Source organism: Nocardiopsis algeriensis (assembly GCF_014203695.1).
Taxonomy (GTDB): Bacteria; Actinomycetota; Actinomycetes; order Streptosporangiales; family Streptosporangiaceae; genus Nocardiopsis; species Nocardiopsis algeriensis.
In genome coordinates, this window is record NZ_JACHJO010000010.1 from 207,654 (window position 1) to 225,352 (window position 17,699).

16 protein-coding genes and 1 tRNA gene are annotated in these 17,699 nt (G+C 71.7%); 6 read left to right on the forward strand and 11 right to left on the reverse strand.

Annotation, left to right across the window (positions count from 1 at the left end; translation table 11 throughout):
• Nucleotides 1–19: 19 nt before the first annotated feature.
• The 5 genes from FHS13_RS17290 to FHS13_RS17310 all read right to left on the reverse strand — a co-directional run bounded on the left by FHS13_RS17290 (nt 20) and on the right by FHS13_RS17310 (nt 5,141).
• Entirely contained in the window at nt 20–808 is a 789-nt protein-coding gene (locus FHS13_RS17290; RefSeq protein ID WP_184292960.1) for a PhzF family phenazine biosynthesis protein, read from the reverse strand.
• 56 nt (nt 809–864) lie between these two features.
• Nucleotides 865–1,302, reverse strand: a complete 438-nt coding sequence (locus FHS13_RS17295; RefSeq protein WP_184292961.1) for an Lrp/AsnC family transcriptional regulator — start codon at nt 1,300–1,302, stop codon at nt 865–867.
• A 237-nt stretch (nt 1,303–1,539) separates the two neighbouring features.
• A complete protein-coding gene (locus FHS13_RS17300; protein ID WP_184292962.1) occupies nt 1,540–2,430 on the reverse strand; it encodes a hypothetical protein in 891 nt (296 codons plus the stop codon).
• 543 nt (nt 2,431–2,973) lie between these two features.
• Entirely contained in the window at nt 2,974–4,212 is a 1,239-nt protein-coding gene (gene kynU / locus FHS13_RS17305) for a kynureninase (protein ID WP_184292963.1), read from the reverse strand.
• Nucleotides 4,213–4,271: 59 nt separating this feature from the next.
• The gene (locus FHS13_RS17310; protein WP_184292964.1) at nt 4,272–5,141 is read right to left on the reverse strand and encodes a tryptophan 2,3-dioxygenase; all 870 of its coding nucleotides are present in this window, start codon (nt 5,139–5,141) and stop codon (nt 4,272–4,274) included.
• A 175-nt stretch (nt 5,142–5,316) separates the two neighbouring features.
• Between FHS13_RS17310 and FHS13_RS17315 the strand changes: the two genes are divergently transcribed.
• Nucleotides 5,317–5,772, forward strand: coding sequence for an Lrp/AsnC family transcriptional regulator (locus tag FHS13_RS17315; RefSeq protein WP_184293018.1), 456 nt, complete (start codon nt 5,317–5,319; stop codon nt 5,770–5,772).
• On the opposite strand, the gene FHS13_RS17320 is transcribed toward FHS13_RS17315, so the two are convergent.
• Nucleotides 5,750–6,424, reverse strand: a complete 675-nt coding sequence (locus FHS13_RS17320; RefSeq protein WP_184292965.1) for an HD domain-containing protein — start codon at nt 6,422–6,424, stop codon at nt 5,750–5,752. The two genes, FHS13_RS17315 and FHS13_RS17320, sit on opposite strands and share 23 nt — an antisense overlap.
• A gap of 210 nt (nt 6,425–6,634) precedes the next feature.
• On the opposite strand from FHS13_RS17320, the gene FHS13_RS17325 reads away from it, so the two are divergent.
• On the forward strand, nt 6,635–7,885 hold the full coding sequence (locus FHS13_RS17325; protein ID WP_184292966.1) for an MFS transporter: 1,251 nt from the start codon (nt 6,635–6,637) through the stop codon (nt 7,883–7,885).
• Nucleotides 7,886–7,999: 114 nt separating this feature from the next.
• Nucleotides 8,000–8,410 (forward strand): VOC family protein, encoded by a 411-nt coding sequence (locus FHS13_RS17330; protein WP_184292967.1) that lies wholly within the window; start codon nt 8,000–8,002, stop codon nt 8,408–8,410.
• Nucleotides 8,411–8,417: 7 nt separating this feature from the next.
• Here the strand turns inward: FHS13_RS17330 and FHS13_RS17335 are convergent, their stop codons facing one another.
• Nucleotides 8,418–9,191, reverse strand: coding sequence for a DeoR/GlpR family DNA-binding transcription regulator (locus FHS13_RS17335; protein WP_184292968.1), 774 nt, complete (start codon nt 9,189–9,191; stop codon nt 8,418–8,420).
• A 227-nt stretch (nt 9,192–9,418) separates the two neighbouring features.
• Here FHS13_RS17335 and FHS13_RS17340 point away from each other — a divergent pair, with 227 nt between their 5' ends.
• Complete coding sequence (locus FHS13_RS17340) at nt 9,419–10,138, forward strand: glycerophosphodiester phosphodiesterase (protein WP_184292969.1); 720 nt, start codon at nt 9,419–9,421, stop codon at nt 10,136–10,138.
• A 6-nt stretch (nt 10,139–10,144) separates the two neighbouring features.
• Here the strand turns inward: FHS13_RS17340 and FHS13_RS17345 are convergent, their stop codons facing one another.
• The gene (locus FHS13_RS17345) at nt 10,145–12,019 is read right to left on the reverse strand and encodes a GDSL-type esterase/lipase family protein (RefSeq protein WP_184292970.1); all 1,875 of its coding nucleotides are present in this window, start codon (nt 12,017–12,019) and stop codon (nt 10,145–10,147) included.
• 161 nt (nt 12,020–12,180) lie between these two features.
• A tRNA-Ile gene (locus FHS13_RS17350) sits at nt 12,181–12,254 on the reverse strand.
• Nucleotides 12,255–12,604: 350 nt separating this feature from the next.
• Here FHS13_RS17350 and FHS13_RS17355 point away from each other — a divergent pair.
• Nucleotides 12,605–13,597 (forward strand): malate dehydrogenase, encoded by a 993-nt coding sequence (locus FHS13_RS17355; RefSeq protein WP_184292971.1) that lies wholly within the window; start codon nt 12,605–12,607, stop codon nt 13,595–13,597.
• A gap of 120 nt (nt 13,598–13,717) precedes the next feature.
• Nucleotides 13,718–16,222, forward strand: a complete 2,505-nt coding sequence (locus FHS13_RS17360; RefSeq protein ID WP_184292972.1) for a DUF3516 domain-containing protein — start codon at nt 13,718–13,720, stop codon at nt 16,220–16,222.
• A gap of 14 nt (nt 16,223–16,236) precedes the next feature.
• On the opposite strand, the gene FHS13_RS17365 is transcribed toward FHS13_RS17360, so the two are convergent.
• Both FHS13_RS17365 and FHS13_RS17370 read right to left on the reverse strand, forming a co-directional pair.
• The gene (locus FHS13_RS17365; RefSeq protein ID WP_184292973.1) at nt 16,237–16,746 is read right to left on the reverse strand and encodes a cytidine/deoxycytidylate deaminase family protein; all 510 of its coding nucleotides are present in this window, start codon (nt 16,744–16,746) and stop codon (nt 16,237–16,239) included.
• Complete coding sequence (locus tag FHS13_RS17370) at nt 16,743–17,441, reverse strand: RibD family protein (RefSeq protein ID WP_184292974.1); 699 nt, start codon at nt 17,439–17,441, stop codon at nt 16,743–16,745. The genes FHS13_RS17365 and FHS13_RS17370 overlap by 4 nt, the downstream gene beginning before the upstream one ends.
• Nucleotides 17,442–17,699 lie beyond the last annotated feature (258 nt).

Genomic DNA, 17,699 nt, shown 5'->3' on the forward strand with positions numbered 1-17,699 from the left:
CGGGACGCGCCCCGCCGCGTCAGAGGTCGAGCTGCCCGCGGGCCACCGAGACGGCGCGGCCGCCGATGAGCACCCTCTGCCCCCGGTTCTCCAGGAGGAGGTCGCCGCCGCGGGCCGACGCCTGGTGGGCGGTCAGCCGGGTGCGGCCGAGCCGTTCGGACCAGAAGGGTGCGAGGACGGTGTGGGCGCGGCCGGTGACGGGGTCCTCGGGGACGCCGACGCGGGGGGCGAACACGCGGGAGACGAAGTCGGGGCCCGTCCGTGCCCGCGCGGTGGGGACGACCAGGTGGTAGGGCAGGCGCGCGACCGCCGCGAGGTCGGGCTCCAGGGCGCGCAGCACCGCCTCGTCGGCGACCTCCACGAGCAGGTCGTCCTGTCCGCCGACACCGGTCCACAGGGGCTCGGTTCCCAGGGCGTCGGCCAGGCTCTCGGGGGTGTCGATCCGCCGGGGCGGCTTGGCGGGGAAGTCCATCCACAGGAGGCCGTCGCGCTGCTCGACGGTGAGCACGCCGCTGAGGGTGGTGAAGCGGTAGGGCCCCGGCACACCCGCCTCGGTGAGGGCGTGTGCGGTGGCGAGTGTGGCGTGACCGCACAGGTCGATCTCGACGGTCGGGGTGAACCAGCGCAGTTCGTAGTCGGCGTCGGGGGAGTCGACGGGGCGGGCGAAGGCGGTCTCGGACAGGTTGAACTCGGCGGCCACCGCCTGTGCCCACGCGTCGGGGTAGGCGTCGTCCATGACGAGGACGGCTGCGGGGTTCCCTGCCAGGGGGCGGTCGGTGAAGGCGTCGATCACGCGGTACTCGGGCATGGACACATTCTCGCCTGCCGGGGCGGGCCGGGGCGGGGTGCCGGGCGGACCGGGCCTCACAGGGGCGGCTCGTCCAGGATGAACATGGTCTGGGTGCTCTTGACCTCGGGCAGGCGCTGGAGGCGTTCGAGGACGAAGGTCCGCAGCGCGGCGGCGTCGGCCACCCGGACCAGGAGCAGCAGGTCGACGTCGCCGGAGACCAGGGCGGCGTGGTCGACCTCGGGGATGTCGCGCAGATAGCCCCGGAAGCGTTCCCAGGAATGCTGTTCGATACGCACCGACACGTAGGCCGACAGTCCGGTGCCGTACTTCTCGGGGTCGATCACGGCGGTGAAGCCGCGGATGACACCCTCCTCGCGGAGGCGTTCCAAACGGGAGTAGGCGTTGGCGCGGGAGATGTGCGCCTGCTGTGCGACCGCGCGGATGGACATCCGCCCGTCCTCGCGCAGCAGGGAGATGATCCGGCGGTCGGTCTCGTCCAGCGGCACAGCCATGTGTCTTCCCTCATACCGCTCATGTGGCGGCCGGTCGGGAGCATAGAGACCGCTGTGTGGCCTTACTGAGCAGTTCGTCCAGTATCAGCATGGAAGCATCGACACTATGGGGTATTTCACTTCCGGTTCAAGGCAGGAAGCGCATCGATGCGCGATCTCTACCCGGGCCCCGGCCCGGACACGGCAGGGGGCCGCGGCCGGATCCGGCCGCGGCCCCCTGTGCGGGAGAACCCTTGCCTACTTGTCGTCCTCGCCGTCCTTCTTTCCGCGCACGCGGTCGATCAGGGAGCCGAGGCTGTGGTCACCCGCGCTCGCGGCCAGCAGGCCGCGGCCCTGGTCGTCGGCCTCACCCGCGTGGGCGCCGGCCGGGCGGCGGCTCCAGGCGAAGAAGAGGGCGACGAGGATGGCCGGAACGAGGGCCAGGGCGAGCAGGCCGGTGCTGCTCAGGACACCGCTGTCGGCACCGGTGAGCCCGACGCCGGACAGGTCGTTCACGGCCGTCTCGGCGGTCACTCCGCCCTCGCCCCCGTCGTCGGAGGCGGCCGCGGCCTGCTCCTCGGCGTCCTCGGAGTCCTTGTCCTCGGACTTCTCCCCGCCCTCGGAGTCCTTGCCCCCGGACTCCTTCTTGTCGTCCTTCTTGTCTTCCTTCTCGTCCGCCTGGGAGGTGTCGAGCGCCTCCTCGGGGATGGGGGAGACCGCGTTCTCGCACTTGTTCTCGGGCTGCATGAAGGGGTGGGGAGCGCCTTCTGTACCCGCGCCGTCGCCCCATTCGGTGATGTAGTACTCGACGTCGTAGAGGTGGCCGTTGCCGCCGCTCACGGTGTAGTTGGTGTCGTTCCAGGTCTCACCGGTCAGCTCGGCGAAGGTCTTGCCGTCCATGTCGAGCAGGACGTCGCAGTCGTGGGAGGGGACACCGGGACCGCGGTCACCGATGAAGAACTCCGCCTTCTTGCCCTCGTGGACCACGTAGCCCTCGGTGCCGAGGGGCCAGCTCGGGCTGGAGAAGAGGCCCTTCTGCATCGGCTCGCCGCTCGCGGGCGCGCCGGTGTCACCGTTGATGCCGGAACCGTCGTCCCAGAAATAGGTGGCGGTGACCTTGCCGTACTGAATGGGAGTGTCGTTGCTCATGAGAGAAATAGCCAGGTAGGCGACAGGGCCGAGAAGACCGTGGACACGGCTGGGCCGGGTTCCGAGGCGTCCTCGGGGCACACCCCGGTCCGGGTGTCGTGCAGGGATCTCCCGCGTCGCTGGCTGCGAGGTGCGGGGTGGGAACGGGTCGCGCCGATGGACTTCGGCACTCCTCTGGCTCGGGCGCTCGAACGCGCACGGCTCAGTTCCCGGGAAGGGTCTCGATTCCCCTGCGGCACTCTGGCCGATCAAGGGCTCGGCACCGGTTCGTCAAAGACCAATAACGAACCGGTCACGAAGGACACTAACCCACGCTCAGGCAAAAAAGGCAAGCCCGCCAGGTAAAATGACAGAAAGACACTTGACCGGCACTCTTCGGAGTTCCCCCGCCCACCCCCGAAAATGCCGAAAGCCCCTGCACACAGGGGCTCGGCGCGTTCGCCCGGTGACGGCGGACGCGCCCGTCCGTGGCGCGGCTCACGGTGTGGCGGGCGCACCGGGGTCGGGCGGAGGGCCGTGACCGGGGCCACGGTCAAGCCCGGGTCACGTCACCTCGGACCGCAGGGAAAAACGCTCCTGGCGCCACTCCCCTGTCTCCACGACCTCGCGCAGCGCCTCGGCGGCGTCCCACACGTCCACGTGGCGCAGGTACAGCGGGGTGAAGCCGAAGCGCATGACGTCGGGGGCCCGGAAGTCCCCGACCACCCCGCGGGCGATGAGCGCCTGCACGATCGGGTAGCCGGCGCCCTCCTCGGGCTCCACCAGCGCCACCTGGCTCCCGCGCCGCCCGTGCTCGGCCGGGGTGATCGAGGAGATCCCCGCCGCGGCGGCGCGGTCCAGGAAGAGGTCGGTCATCGCCAGGCTCTTGGCCCGCACCAGCGCCATGTCGGCCCTGGCCCACACGTCCAGGCTCGCCTCCAGGGCGGCGGCGGCCAGCAGGGGCTGCGAACCGCTGAGGAAGCGGGACACCCCCGGAGCGGGCTCGTAGTCGGCGCTGAACTCGAAGGGCCGGGCGTGCCCGTGCCAGCCGCTCAGCGGCTGCTCGGCCGCGGCGTGGTGGCGCCGGGCCGCGTACAGGAACGAGGGAGAGCCCGGACCGGCGTTGAGGTACTTGTAGGTGCACCCCACCGCGAAGTCGGCTCCGCTGCCGGACAGGTCGACCGGGACCGCGCCGGCGCTGTGGCACAGGTCCCAGACCACCAGGGCGCCGTGCTCGTGCGCCAGGCGGGTGATGCCGGCCATGTCGCGCATCGTGCCGCTGCGGTAGTCGACGTGGCTGAGCAGCAGCACGGCGACGTCGCCGGCCGCCAGCGCCTCGGCCAGGCCGGGGCCGTCGGGGTCCACGCGCCGCTGCACGGCGCCCGTCAGCGAGGCCGCTCCCTCGGCGACGTAGAGGTCGGTGGGGAAGTTGCCCGCCTCACCCAGCACGACCGACCGGTCGGACATGCGCAGCGCGGCGACCAGTGTCTTGAACAGGTTGGCGGAGGTGCCGTCGCCGACGACGACCTCGTCGGGGCCGGCCCCGACCAGGGGGGCGATCCGGGCGCCCAGAGTGCGCGGCTTGTCCCACCATCCGGCGTCGTTCCAGCTGCGGACGAGGCCTTGGCCCCACTCCCGCTCGACCATGTCGGCGATCCGCCCGGGGGTGGCGCGCGGCAGCGCGCCCAGCGAGTTCCCGTCGAGGTAGACCATGCCCTCGGGGAGGACGAACTCGTCGCGGAGCGGGGCGAGGGGGTCGGCCGCGTCGAGCGCGGCGCATTCCTCACGGGTGGTGGGTGTCATCGGTGCCTCGTTCTTCCTTCTCGGGTGGCGGGTGCGGCAGGCTCCTCGGGGAGCTCGCCTCAGAGGGAGCTGCGCAGCGACCACAGCTCGGGGAACACGTCCTGTTCGACGATGCGGGCCAGCCAGGTGAGGCCGTTGGAGCCGCCGCTGCCCGTCTTGCCCCCCATCGCGCGCTTGACCGCCGTGTAGTGGAGGTGGCGCCACCTGGTCATCCTCTCGGCGACGTCGACCAGGGCCTCGGCCAGGAGGTAGAGCTCGTTGCCGGGCCTGTCGTCGGCGTACACCAGCGCCCAGGCCCGTTCGACCTCCGGGCTCGCCTCGTAGCCGGCGGTCCAGTCCCGCTCGACGCGGTCGGCGGGGACGGGCAGGCCGCGGCGGTACAGCAGCCGCAGCGCCGCGTCGTACAGGCTCGGCCGCTCCAGGAGACCGGTGAGCTCCTCCGCGACGCGGTCCATGGCCTTGTGCGGGCGGACCATGGCCGCGGACTTGTTCCCCAGCACGAACTCCAGTTTCCGGTAGCCGTAGGACTGGAAGCCCGAGGCCTGGCCGAAGGCGTCCCGGAACCGGTTGAACTCCGTGGGGCTCATGTCGGAGATCAGCTTCCAGGAGTCGTTGAGCACGTCCTGGGCGGCGGCCGCGCGGCGCAGCCAGGCCAGGGCCCCGGGCACGTCGTCCGCTTCCAGGCGGTCGCGGGCCTCCTCCCAGCGCTCCCGTACGAGCACGAACACCAGCTCCATCACCTGGGTGGCGATGATGAAAGCGGACTCGGCGGGCTCGTCCGTGCGCGGGTTCTGGAGCCGCAGCAGGGTGTCGACACCCACGTAGTCGACGTAGGGGGTGGTGCGCTCGAAGGAGAGCGTGGGCCGCCCCTCGTCCTCCGGGTCGCCGGGGAGGTAGGGGCACTGCTGGGCGGTGGTCGTGGAGAGCATCGGAAGGACCCCTCGTGGTACGGAACTGCTGCGGCGGTCAAGTGCCATGTGGTCACATGATCGGACAGTCCGACTCGGAAAGGAATGGACGTCGGCCCCTCCCACGGGGTTCGAACCTAGTGTTCGTTGTGTATCCAGCAACATTGCTTTGCAGACGAAAGGCGCGGCCTTGCACCTGACAACTCCCCTCGACGGGGTGGACCGACGTATTCTCACCGAGCTCCAGCGCGACGGCCGGCTGTCCTTCAACGAGCTGTCGCGCCGGGTGAACCTCTCGGCCCCGGCCGTCGCCGACCGCGTACGCCGCCTCACCGACCGGGGCGTGATCACCGGCTACCACGCACACGTGGACCCGGCCGCGGCGGGCCTGCCGGTGACCGCGCTGGTGCGCATGCAGTGCTTCGGCGCACATTGCCTGCTGCGCGAACCGGAGTCGCTGGAGCTTCCGGAGATCCTGCAGGTCCACCGGGTGACCGGTGACGACTGCTGCGTGCTGCTCATCGCGGTGCGCTCCATGGAGCACTTCGAGGAGGTCATCGACCGCCTCGCGGCGCACGGCCGCCCCTCCAGCACCATGATCCTGTCCAGCCCGGTGCCCTGGCGCCCGGTCACCGCGCCGGAGGCCCCCTGAACCCCGACGGCTCGGACCGGCCGTCCGCCTCCAGGCGTTCGAGCTCGGCGGACATGTTGGCCCGCGCCCGGGGCTCCCAGTGGAGACGGCCGAAACCGGTGGAGTACAGGTGCGGGGAATCCAGCAGCCGCCTCAGCACGCCGGCCCTGCCCCGCCGGAACTCCTCGTCCGAGAAGCGGCCGTACTCGGCGCGCACCGCGGCGTTGTAGGTCAGGTACTCGTCGGCGGGACCGGCCAGGACCGACAGGTCGGCGTCGCAGAGCACCGCGGCGTCGGCGTCGCCCGGCTCGGGGCGGTGGTCGCGGGTGACCAGGACCAGGCGCGCCACCTCCAGGGTCCGTGCCGGGTCGGTGCCCGTCATGGGCAACCGGTCCAGGGCCAGTGCCGCGCTCTGCTCCTCGTCGTCGGAGGAGCCCTGGTGGACCGCGTCGTGGAACCAGGCCGCCAGGCGGACCAGATCGGGATCCGCGGCCTCCTCCGCCAGCACGTCGACCGCGCAGAGCACCTGCCACAGATGCCGGACCGTGTGGTGGCGCCGGTGCGGTTCCCCCCACCGGTCCAGGAGCTCCTCCCCCACCGCCCTGGCCTCCGGTCCGGACCCGACGAGACGTTCCCAGGCCGCCCGGAGCAGGGGCGCCTCCTCGTTCCGCATCCTTCCGCCCTTCCTGTCGGGGTGCACCGCTTCCTCTCCCCTCGGTCTTCCCGGGCAGGCCGCCCGCCGCACGGGCCGGGGTGTGTTCGGGGCCGACGGCAGAAGAAGCGCCATATCATGGGACGAATTTGGTCCCTCCTCGATCGATCCGCCGACCGCCGTGCCGACGTCCTGGAAGGACCGGCACGGAACAGACACGAACGAGGGCGGATGTCACCACTGCAGACCCTGCGGCGCATGCACGAGATCGCCGGATGGCCCCTTCTTCTCGCGACCTTCATGGCCCGCCTGCCCGTCTCCATGTCCCTGATCGGGCTCCTCACCCTGGTGACGGTCACCACCGGGAGCGTGGCCACGGCCGGAATGGTGACCGGCGCCTTCGCGGTCGGCGAGGCGGTCGGCGGACCGGTCATCGCCCGCTTCGCCGACCGCCACGGCCAGCGCCTCCCCGTCCTGGTCATGTCGCTCGTGGACACCGTCCTCATCGCCCTGCTCGTGGCGGCGGTCCTGACCGGCCGACCGACGCCGGTCCTGGCCGTCCTGGCCGCGGTGGCGGGCGCGTGCCTGCCCCAGATCGCCCCGATGGCGCGCACCCGGTGGGTGGTGCTCATCCGCAAGGGTCCGCACACCGGCCTGGAGCGGGAGCGGTCCCTGTCCGCGGCGATGTCGGTGGAGGGCGTGCTCGACGAGGCCGCGTTCGTGCTCGGGCCGGCGCTGGTGGGCCTGCTCACCGTCGCGGTCTCCCCTGCCGCGAGCGTGCTCGGCGCGTCCGTGCTCATCGGTGTGTTCGGCACCGTCTTCGCCCTGCACCCCACCGCCCCGCCCGGATCTCTTCCGGTGCACGGCGAGAACAGCCGGATCGCCACACCCGCCCTGCTGGTACTGGCCGTGCCCATGTTCTGCCAGGGGATGTTCTTCGGCGCGATGTCCACCGCCGTGACCGCCTTCGCCGACGAGGCGGGCCACAGCGAGCTGTCGGGCCTGATGTACGCGGTGATGGGTATCAGCAGTGCCACCGCAGGGCTGCTGATGGCCTCGCTGCCTGTGGGATTCGGCCTGACCGCACGCGCGCGGGTCGCGGCGGGAGGCCTCTTCCTGCTCACCCTGCCGCTGTACCTGGACCACAGCGCCGCCACGCTCGCGGGGGTGATCTTCGTCCTGGGCGCCGCCGTGGGGCCGCACATCGTCACCCTGTTCGCACTCACCGAACGCGCGGCGCCGCCCAGCCGCCTGTCCCAGTCGATGGCGATCATCCTGAGCTGCCTCATCCTGGGCCAGGCAGCGGGTTCGGCCCTGTCGGGGCCGCTCGCCGAGAGCTCCGGGCACATGGCGGCGTTCGTACCGGCCACGATCGGCGGCCTGGTGTCGCTGGCGGTGTCGACCGCGGTGATGCGCAGCCGCTGGTACACCCTCGACCGGGACCGCGGTCCCCGACGTGAGACGGGGAACATATCGCGTTAAGCACACGTTAAAGAGCGGCCGACAGTTACTCCTCCGCCCCTAGGCTCGTGGACCGTGCTCGAACTTCTGACCAGTCTCCATCAGAGAAGCCCGCGCCGTCGAAGAGAGGCAGAAGTGCCCCAGCTCACCGGACTCGCCCGCATCACCCTGTCGGTGCGCGACAGGGACGCGAGCGTGGCGTTCTACCGCGACGTCCTCGGGTTCAAGGTGCGTGCCAGACGCGATCAGGACGGAACGCTGCGCACGGAGTGCCGCCACCAGGCCTCGGGGGTGCTCCTGGCCCTGATCCAGCACAGGGACAACTTCAAGAACCGCTTCGACCGCCGCCACTGCGGCCTGGACCGCCTCACCCTGGGGGTGGCCAACCTGGGCGAGCTGGAGGCGTGGGAGGAGCGGTTCGGCGAGATGGACGTGGACCACCTGCCGATCGTGCACAGGGAGGAGGGCTCCACCCTCCTCTTCTACGATCCCGACGGCACCGAGCTCGCCCTGTTCGCCCCGGCCGAGCTGGACGAGGAGGGGTAGGGGCCGGTCAGCCCTCGCACTCGACGAGTTCGAGGCGCACGTCGCGCTCGGCCAGCTCGTCCACGGCCGAGCGCGGCAGCCTGTCGTCGGTGATGATCAGGTCGAACTCCTCCAGGCGGGCCACCCTGAAGGTGCCGAACTTGCCGTACTTGGTGCTGTCGACGGTGAGCACGCTCTTGGAGGAGATCCGCAGCAGTTCCTGCTTCGCGATCACCTTGGCCTCGGAGGGGGTGGTCGAGCCGCGCTCGGCGTCCCAGGAGCTGCTGGCGATGAAGGCCAGGTCGACGTTCACCTGGCGCAGGAACTCCGCGGTGAACCGCCCCACCGAGGAGTGGTCGGAGTGCGACACCAGGCCGCCGGTGTGGATGAGCTCGATACCGGGGTACTCCATGAGGTGGCCGACGACGTTGAAGTCACTGGTGATGACGGTGAGCCCCACCTTGTCGGTCAGCAGCGGCACCATCTGGAGCGTGGTGGTGCCCGCGTCCAGGTAGATGGTGAAGTTCTCCCGCACCAGGTCGGCCGCGGCCCGCGCGATCGCGCGCTTGGCCGGCACCTCCAGCTGGGCCTTGGCCAGGTAGGACGGCTCGCTCTTGAGCCGCGCCGCGAGCCGCACCCCTCCGGTGACCGACAGGACCTTGCCGTCGTTCTCCAGTGCCTGGATGTCGCGCCGGACCGTCATGTGGGAGACCGACAGCATCGACGTGAGCTCGTTGATACTCAGCACGTGGCGCTCCTGGAGGAGCTTGAGGATGTGCTCTCGCCGCTGGTCCGGGATCATCGTTCGCCTCACACTAGGGGCCGGGGCGGGCACCGTGCAGCCACGGCGCCTTGTAACAAAGTTTCCCAGCTCGGCGCCCCGGTTCGGTGCTCAGGGGACGTGAATCCTCTCGCACTCGGCCGACGGCCCCGGACGGGCAGGGCGGCGGAGGAGCGGACGACTCACTCAAAAGGGCGTTTTCGCTGTTCGCGCCACATGGGACGGGGATCTTTGCCACCCTGGTCACCATGACGCTGTCCATCGCCCTGCGCGGAGACACCGCCCGCTTCCCCGGGAACACGCTTCCGGCCCTGCGCGCGGCCTGGCGTGCCGGGGCCGACCTGGTCAAGGTCGACGTCCACCTGACCCGTGACGGCTACCCCGTCCTGGCCGGTGAGAGAACCGCGGAGCTCCGGAACCGGCCGCCGCGCCCGCTGGCCGACCTCAGCCTCGCCGAGCTGGCCGCCGCCCGCGACGACGTGGAGCACCGCATCCCCACACTGCTGGAGGTGCTCTCCGAGTTCCGGGACGGGGACGTGCCCGCCCTCGTGCTCGACTCGGCCTCCGCCGAGGCCGCCCTGGCCTCGGACGCGCTGCTGCGCGAGCGGGGGTTCGCCGAACACGTGCTGCACACCGGTTCCGTGGAGGCCCTGGGCAGCCTGAGCGCCCAGAACCCCTCGGCCCGCCTCCTGCTGCCCTGGGACCAGGAGGTGCTGCCCTCGGCCGCGGCCCTGCACGGGCTGCGGCCCACCTACCTGGGAATGCGCTCCCCGCTGCTGACCCGCGAGGGGATCGTCGAGGCCCACCGCTCGGGGTACCTGGTCGCGGCCTGGGACGTGGAGGACTTCTCGGAGATGGCGCGCCTGGTCGGCACGGGCGTGGACGCCATCGCCGCCGAGAGGTTGGACGACCTGGTCGCGGTGGTGAGCGGCCGGGCCCAGGACGAGGTGCAGGTGTCCGGGGTCTGACCCCGGTCAGCCGACGAGCTGGTACAGGTTCACCGACTCGGCCAGTGCCCGCAGCCCGGCGTCGCCGGGGTGCAGGTGGTCGCCCGAGTCGTAGGCCGGCAGCAGGCGTTCGGGTGCCTCGGGGTCGCGCAGGACCGCGTCGAAGTCCCACACGCCGTCGAAGGGGGATCCGGGGTCCTCGGCCGCGGCGCGCAGACGGGCGTTGACCTGCTGACGGCCCCGCTCCACCTCCTCGGTGCAGCGTGCCTCGCCCCCGCAGGGGGCCAGCGTGGCGACGAACACCCGCAGGCCGCGCTCCCGGGCCCGGCGGCCCAGCTCCTCCAGACCGGCGGCCACCGTCTCGGCCGGCACGCCCGAGCGCAGGTCGTTGATCCCGGCGAAGACCACGACGGCCCGCACCCCGTTGTGGGCGAACACGTCGCGCGGAGCCCGGTGGAGCATGGAGACCCCGCCCACATGGGGGGCCACCCCCTCCCCCGGGTAGAGGTCGCGGGTCACGCGGTTGCCCGCGATCCCGGCGTTGAGCACGCCCATGGTCGGCAGGCCGGCCCCGGCGTCCAGGCGCGCGGCGAGCACGTCGGGCCAGCGGGCGTGGGCGTCGCGGGTGGATCCCGCGCCGTCGGTGATGGAGTCCCCGAGGGCGACGACGGCCCCGGGCCCGCCGAGCACCTCGACACCGGTGAGGAAGGGCCACGTGTACAGGCGGCCGGTGAAGGGGGCGCCCGTGGCGTCCAGGGTCCGGTCGCCGCTGCCGGCCTCGCTGGTGTAGCTGGTGTCCCCCGCGGCGGAGTGGACCGGGGCCGCGTGCACGGGTTCGGGCAGGTGGAGGCTCACCAGGACGTCGCTCCGCGGCGGCAGGAGGATCTCGACAGGGTCGCTGAAAACCTGTCCGCCCGCAGGCAGGGAAACGTCCGCGCGGCCCTCGAAGGTGAGCGGCACGGGCTCCCCGAGGGGAGCGGCGCCGGTGCCGCGCAGGGCCAGCGAGGCGGCACCGATCATGACCGGCTCGGCGGCGAAGGTGTTCTCCAGCCGGATGCGGACCCTGTGCCCGCCGGCGGTGGTGCGCACCGCCAGACGCAGGGTCTGGTCCTGCCAGGGGCCGACCTCCGTGTAGCCGGAGACCGCCCGCGCCCAGGTCCCGGTCCACTGCCGGTCGGCGGCGCGGCCGCCCACGGCGAAGACGTGGAGGGAACCCTGACCGGTACGGGGCAGCACGACGTGGTCGACCTCCCGCCCGGGGTCGGCGGGCACACTGCGGGCGTACAGGCGGGCCGACCCCAGCAGCAGACTCGGACCGCCCTCGGCCGCGGAGTTGACGCCGGGCAGCACGAGGGCGGCGTCGCCCGCGGGGCCCTCGAGCCAGTCGTGGACGGTGAGGCGGAACTCCTCCTCCGTGCCGTCCGTGTAGACGATCCGGCCGGTGCCCGTGACGGCGGCGCCGCCGGCGCCGGTGGCGGTGGCGAGGACGACGACCGCGTCGTGGCGCCCCCGCAGTCCCACCCGCTGGCCGTCGGAGACCACGTGGTCGGGGCGGCCGAGCGCGTAGTCGGGGAGCTCGATCGGGGCACCCAGCAGCACGACCTCGCGGCCGGGGGTCCAGCCGGCGGCGGCCAGGTGCTGCGCGGACAGGCTGTTGCCCCGGCCGTCGAGGTCGGCGCCGGCCCGGGAGCCGTCCCGGGAGATGCCGATCCGGTCGAGGAGGACGGCGAGAGGAGGCACCGGAGGAGCTGCCGCACCGTCCGTCGGCTCTTCGGTTCCGCCCGACCGCAGGACCCAGGTCAGGCCCGCGGCGACGCAGACCGCGAGCACGGCCGCGGCGACCGCCAGGGGTCCGCGCGTCCGGCCGCCCCCGTGCCGCCCCCGTGTGCGTTCCGCGCCCACCGCCGCCTCTTCCGCTCTCCGTCTCCCGCAGAACTTCAACGTGTATTCCCCGCAGCCACCCGGCCGGGGCCCTGGAAAGCCGTACACGCCACCACGCACAACAGAAGCGCCGTCGGCCTGTATCCGCAGGTCGGCGGCGCTTTTCGCGTACGTGGAGGGGGTAGGCCGGGCAGGACTCGAACCCGCGACCCAGGGATTATGAGTCCCCTGCTCTGACCAACTGAGCTACCGGCCCGCCGTCATCGGCCAGGCCATCCTAACAGGGTGTGTCCGGCGCCATTACTCCGAATACCCGACGGCACGGGGGTTCCCGGCACCGTGCCGGCCGGGGGCGTGTTGAACCGCCCCTGGGGCTCGGTCGGCGGAGCGAGGAGGTCTAGGGTGTGTTCGGTGGATGCCGCCCCTCGCGAGCGGTGTCCCGGGGCGGCCGTCGCAAGGGCCGGAGAAGAGGTCGCGGCGGTTCCCCTGCCGACCGGTGGGGACGCAGCGGGGAACGCGTCCGGGCGCCGCGCGGTCCCGGACCGGGGCCACCCCTACCCGTTGGTAACATCTCGGGTCGCACATCGTCGTCAGGAGAGTTCACGCATGTCCACAGCACCTGTCAACGTCACCGTCACCGGCGCGGCCGGCCAGATCGGCTACGCCCTGCTGTTCCGCATCGCCTCGGGTCAGCTCCTGGGTGCCGACACCCCGGTGAAGCTGCGCCTGCTCGAGATCCCCCAGGGCGTCAAGGCCGCCGAGGGCACCGCGATGGAGCTCGACGACTGCGCCTTCCCCCTGCTCCGGGGCATCGACATCTTCGACGACCCCCGCCAGGGCTTCGAGGGCGCCAACATCGCCCTGCTCGTCGGTGCCCGCCCCCGCGGCAAGGGTATGGAGCGCGGCGACCTGCTGGAGGCCAACGGCGGCATCTTCAAGCCCCAGGGCGAGGCCATCAACGCCGGCGCCGCCGACGACATCCGCGTCCTCGTGGTCGGCAACCCCGCCAACACCAACGCCCTCATCGCGCAGAACCACGCCCCGGACGTCCCGGCCGAGCGCTTCACCGCGATGACCCGCCTCGACCACAACCGCGCGCTCACCCAGCTCGCCAAGAAGCTGGACGTGTCGATCAACGACATCAAGAAGCTGACGATCTGGGGCAACCACTCCGCCACCCAGTACCCCGACCTGTTCCACGCCGAGGTGAACGGCGCCAACGCCGCCCAGGCCGTGAACGACCAGGCCTGGCTGGAGAACGACTTCATCCCGACCGTCGCCAAGCGCGGCGCCGCCATCATCGAGGCCCGCGGCGCCTCCTCGGCCGCCTCGGCCGCCAACGCCGCCATCGACCACGTCCACGACTGGGTCAACGGCACCCCCGAGGGCGACTGGACTTCCGCCGCCATCCCCTCCGACGGCTCCTACGGCGTGCCCGAGGGCCTCATCTCCTCCTTCCCGGTCGTCTCCCGCAACGGCAGGTGGGAGATCGTCCAGGGCCTGGAGATCGACGAGTTCTCCCGCAGCCGCATCGACGCCTCCGTCCAGGAGCTCGTCGAGGAGCGCGACACCGTCCGCAAGCTCGGCCTCGTGAAGTAGCGGGCAGGCTCACGAAGGAGCGGACAGGGCTCCCGAGGAGGAGCGGTCCGGGGCACGTCCCTTCCGGGGCGTGCCCCTTCGCGTCCCGAAGGGGGTGGGGGAGCAGGCAGTATAGAGACCGTGAGTCTCATAGATGCGCTTCCGGCCGAACCAGAACCCGATGCCCTCTTCGAGGCGTTCGCCTCCTGGGCCGAAGAGCGGGGCCTCACGCTCTACCCCCACCAGGAGGAAGCCCTCATCGAGGTCGTCTCCGGGTCCAACGTCATCCTCAACACCCCCACCGGATCGGGCAAGAGCATGGTCGCCACCGGCGCCCTGTTCGCCGCTCTGGCCCGGAACGAGTGCGCGTTCTACACCGCGCCCATCAAGGCCCTGGTGTCGGAGAAGTTCTTCGACCTGTGCAAGATCTTCGGCACGGAGAACGTCGGCATGATGACCGGCGACGCCAGCGTCAACGCCGACGCCCCCATCGTGTGCTGCACCGCGGAGGTCCTGGCCCAGATCGCGCTGGCCGAGGGCGAGCACGCGGACATCAACACCGTCGTCATGGACGAGTTCCACTTCTACGCCGAGCCCGACCGCGGCTGGGCCTGGCAGGTGCCGCTGCTGGAGATGCCGCAGGCGCAGTTCCTGCTGATGTCGGCCACGCTGGGCGACGTCAGCCGTTTCGAGGAGGACCTGGAGAAGCGCACCGGCCGCTCCACCGCCGTGGTCGTCTCCGCCGAGCGCCCCGTCCCCCTCTACTACGACTACCGGGTCACGGCGCTGCACGAGACGCTCGAACAGCTGCTGGAGACCGGCGACGCCCCCGTGTACATCGTCCACTTCACCCAGGCGCAGGCCGTGGAGCGCGCCCAGTCGCTCACGAGCATCAACATGTGCACCAAGGAGGAGAAGGCGGCGATCGCGGCGGAGATCGGCAATTTCCGCTTCACCACCAAGTTCGGCCGCAACCTGTCCCGGTACGTGCGTCACGGCATCGGCGTCCACCACGCGGGCATGCTGCCCAAGTACCGGCGCCTGGTCGAGCGCCTGGCCCAGGCCGGCCTGCTCAAGGTCATCTGCGGCACCGACACCCTGGGGGTCGGCGTCAACGTCCCCATCCGCACGGTGCTGTTCACCGCCCTGAGCAAGTACGACGGCATCCGCGTGCGCCGGCTGCGCGCCCGCGAGTTCCACCAGATCGCCGGCCGCGCGGGCCGGGCCGGCTTCGACACCGTCGGCAACGTGGTCGCCCTCGCCCCCGAGCACGTCATCGAGAACGAGAAGGCACTGGCCAAGGCGGGCGAGGACCCCAAGAAGCGGCGCAAGGTCGTCCGGAAGAAGGCGCCCGAGGGATTCGTGTCGTGGGACAAGTCCACGTTCGACAAGCTCATCGAGGCCGAGCCCGAACCGCTGACCTCCCGCTTCCGGGTGAGCAACGCGATGCTGCTGAGCGTGATCGCCCGGCCCGGCAACTGCTTCAAGGCCATGAAGCACCTGCTCACCGAGAACCACGACGACCGCAAGCAGCAGCGCCGCCACATCCGCGAGGCGATCGCGATCTACCGCTCGCTGCTGGACGGCGGAATCGTCGAGACCCTGCCCGAGCCCGACGCGCAGGGGCGCACCGCGCGCCTGACCGTGGACCTGCAGTCGGACTTCGCGCTCAACCAGCCGCTGTCCACCTTCGCGCTGGCGTGCCTGGAGCTGCTGGACAAGGACTCCCCCACCTACCCGCTGGACGTGCTCACCGTCGTGGAGTCGACCCTGGACGACCCGCGCCAGATCCTGGGTGCCCAGCTCAACAAGGCGCGCGGCGAGGCCGTCCAGCGGATGAAGGAGGAGGGGATCGAGTACGAGGAGCGCATGGAGCTCCTGGAGGACGTCGACTACCCCAAGCCGCTGGAGGACCTGCTCACCCACGCCTACGAGACCTACCGGCGCGGGCACCCGTGGGTGGGCGACCACCCGCTGCGGCCCAAGACGGTGGCCCGCGACATGTACGAGCGGGCGATGACCTTCACCGAGTACGTGGGGCACTACGAGCTGGCCCGCTCCGAGGGGCTGGTGCTGCGCTACCTGGCCAGCGCCTACAAGGCGCTCAACCAGACCGTGCCCGACGACGCCAAGACCGAGGAGCTGCGCGACCTCGTCGAGTGGCTGGGCGAGCTGGTCCGCCAGGTCGACTCCAGCCTGCTGGACGAGTGGGAGCAGCTGACCAACCCGGAGGAGGAGGTCCCCGACCAGGAACCGGTCGAGGAGAGGGTCCGCCCGGTCACCGCCAACGCCCGCGCCTTCCGCGTGCTGGTGCGCAACGAGATGTTCCGCCGCGTGGAGCTTGCCGCCCGGCGCCGCTACAGCGAGCTCGCCGCCCTCGGGGAGGGCGACGACTGGGACGCCGAGGACTGGGAGGAGGCACTGGAGGCCTACTTCGAGGAGCACGACGAGATCGGCATCGGTCCCGACGCCCGCAGCCCCAAGATGCTCCTCATCGAGGAGGAGACCGGGCTCTGGCGGGTCCGGCAGGTGTTCGCCGACCCCGCGGGCGACCACGACTGGGGCATCGGCGCCGAGGTGGACCTGGCCGCCTCCGACGCCGAGGGCCGCGCGGTCGTACGCGTGGTGGACGTCGACCGGCTCTAGACCCTGAACAGGGCCTAGCCGACCCGTGGCGGCTGCGCCCCGCCGCACGCTCCCGGTCCCCGGAGGAGATGCGCGTTGGCCTCGCGGGCGGCGTCCGCGAGGTCGGGGCGCTCCACCACGGTGCGGCCCGCCGCGCGCAGGCGCTCGGCGCCGTCGCAGTCGACGAAGACGGCGGGCTCGCGCCAGGCGAAGACCACGCGCGGCACGGGCGTGGACAGCACGAGGGCCGAGCAGGAGCGCGGACGCGAGGAGCGGGAGCTGCACGGCTCCAGGGACGAGTACAGCGTGGCCCCGGCCAAGCGGGGATCGTCCGGGTCGACGCCGCGCAGAGCGGCCTCCTCGGCGTGGTCGCGGGGGTCGTCGCGGCGCGAGTACCCCTCACCGAGCACGGTGCCGTCGGCGGCGACCACGACGGCGCCGACGGAGAAGGCCGTGTCCGAGGGCGGGCACAGCCGGGACAGCTCGGCGGTGCGGCGCAGCCAGGAGGTGTCGGCGGCGCCCTCGGCGGGCACGGGCCCCTTCATCTCCGCTCTCCCAGGCGGTAGCGCAGGACGGCCACGTCGCCCAGCGCACGGGCCTCCAGCAGGCGCATGGGGGCAGCGGGGCCGTGCGGATAGGCGCCGGGCAGGACGAAGCGCGGTGCGCCCTCCTCTCCCACGAAGAACGGCGCGACGGCCAGCCGCAGCTCGTCGGCCAGCCCCGAGGTGAGGAACATGGTGTGGATGTGGCCGCCGCCCTCCACCAGGAGGCGCTCCACCCCGCGGGCGGCCAGGTCGGCCAGGATCGCAGCCGCCGAGGGCGGGTCCCCGGCGTCCACGACGTCGGCGGGCGGGTCTCCGGCGGGCCTGGCGGCCAACCTGCTCCGTGCGACGGCGGTTCCGTCCCCTCCCGTGTAGACGACCGCCCCCGCGTCTCCGGTGGCGAAGAGGCGGGCGCCGGGGTCGACATCACCACTGCGGGTGACCACGGCCTTGAGCAGGTGGGCGGTCCGGCCCCGGGCGCGGCGGCGCTCCTGCCGCTCGGGTGAGCGCACCAGAAGCCGGGGGTCGTCGGCGCGCAGGGTGCCCGCTCCGACGAGGATGGCGTCGCACGTGGCGCGCAGCTCGTCGATCTCGTCGAAGTCGGCCTCGTTGGACAGACGCAACCGCTCGGGGCCCGTGTCGTCGATACGGCCGTCGACCGACACTGCGCAGCTCAGGATGGTGTAGGGGCGGTCCATCCCTCCAGGTTAGGCCGTGTCGGTGGATGTCGCCCGTCGCGGGCACCGCCCCGGGGCGCGTCCGGCCGTTCTCCGGGTGTTCCCCTTGCGGGAACAGCGCATTCACAACACCATTGCCGCAGGAAGCAGGCACACCCGGAATTCACCGGCCGCATCCCTGTATTCGGCATGAACATATTTCGGCGCACTCCGGAGGACACGTCCCGCTGTCGGAGCACACAGAAAACATAGGAGACCCCAAGGTCACCACATGTTTCA

What these genes read in the sequence shown, in the direction of transcription:
- FHS13_RS17355 (WP_184292971.1), top strand. Translation starts at nt 12,605, where the DNA reads ATGTCCACAGCACCTGTCAACGTCACCGTCACCGGCGCGGCCGGCCAG.
- kynU (WP_184292963.1), bottom strand. Translation starts at nt 4,212, where the DNA reads ATGACACCCACCACCCGTGAGGAATGCGCCGCGCTCGACGCGGCCGAC.
- FHS13_RS17340 (WP_184292969.1), top strand. Translation starts at nt 9,419, where the DNA reads ATGACGCTGTCCATCGCCCTGCGCGGAGACACCGCCCGCTTCCCCGGG.
- FHS13_RS17325 (WP_184292966.1), top strand. Translation starts at nt 6,635, where the DNA reads ATGTCACCACTGCAGACCCTGCGGCGCATGCACGAGATCGCCGGATGG.
- FHS13_RS17335 (WP_184292968.1), bottom strand. Translation starts at nt 9,191, where the DNA reads ATGATCCCGGACCAGCGGCGAGAGCACATCCTCAAGCTCCTCCAGGAG.
- FHS13_RS17295 (WP_184292961.1), bottom strand. Translation starts at nt 1,302, where the DNA reads ATGGCTGTGCCGCTGGACGAGACCGACCGCCGGATCATCTCCCTGCTG.
- FHS13_RS17320 (WP_184292965.1), bottom strand. Translation starts at nt 6,424, where the DNA reads ATGCGGAACGAGGAGGCGCCCCTGCTCCGGGCGGCCTGGGAACGTCTC.
- FHS13_RS17365 (WP_184292973.1), bottom strand. Translation starts at nt 16,746, where the DNA reads ATGAAGGGGCCCGTGCCCGCCGAGGGCGCCGCCGACACCTCCTGGCTG.
- FHS13_RS17370 (WP_184292974.1), bottom strand. Translation starts at nt 17,441, where the DNA reads ATGGACCGCCCCTACACCATCCTGAGCTGCGCAGTGTCGGTCGACGGC.
- FHS13_RS17300 (WP_184292962.1), bottom strand. Translation starts at nt 2,430, where the DNA reads ATGAGCAACGACACTCCCATTCAGTACGGCAAGGTCACCGCCACCTAT.
- FHS13_RS17310 (WP_184292964.1), bottom strand. Translation starts at nt 5,141, where the DNA reads ATGCTCTCCACGACCACCGCCCAGCAGTGCCCCTACCTCCCCGGCGAC.
- FHS13_RS17290 (WP_184292960.1), bottom strand. Translation starts at nt 808, where the DNA reads ATGCCCGAGTACCGCGTGATCGACGCCTTCACCGACCGCCCCCTGGCA.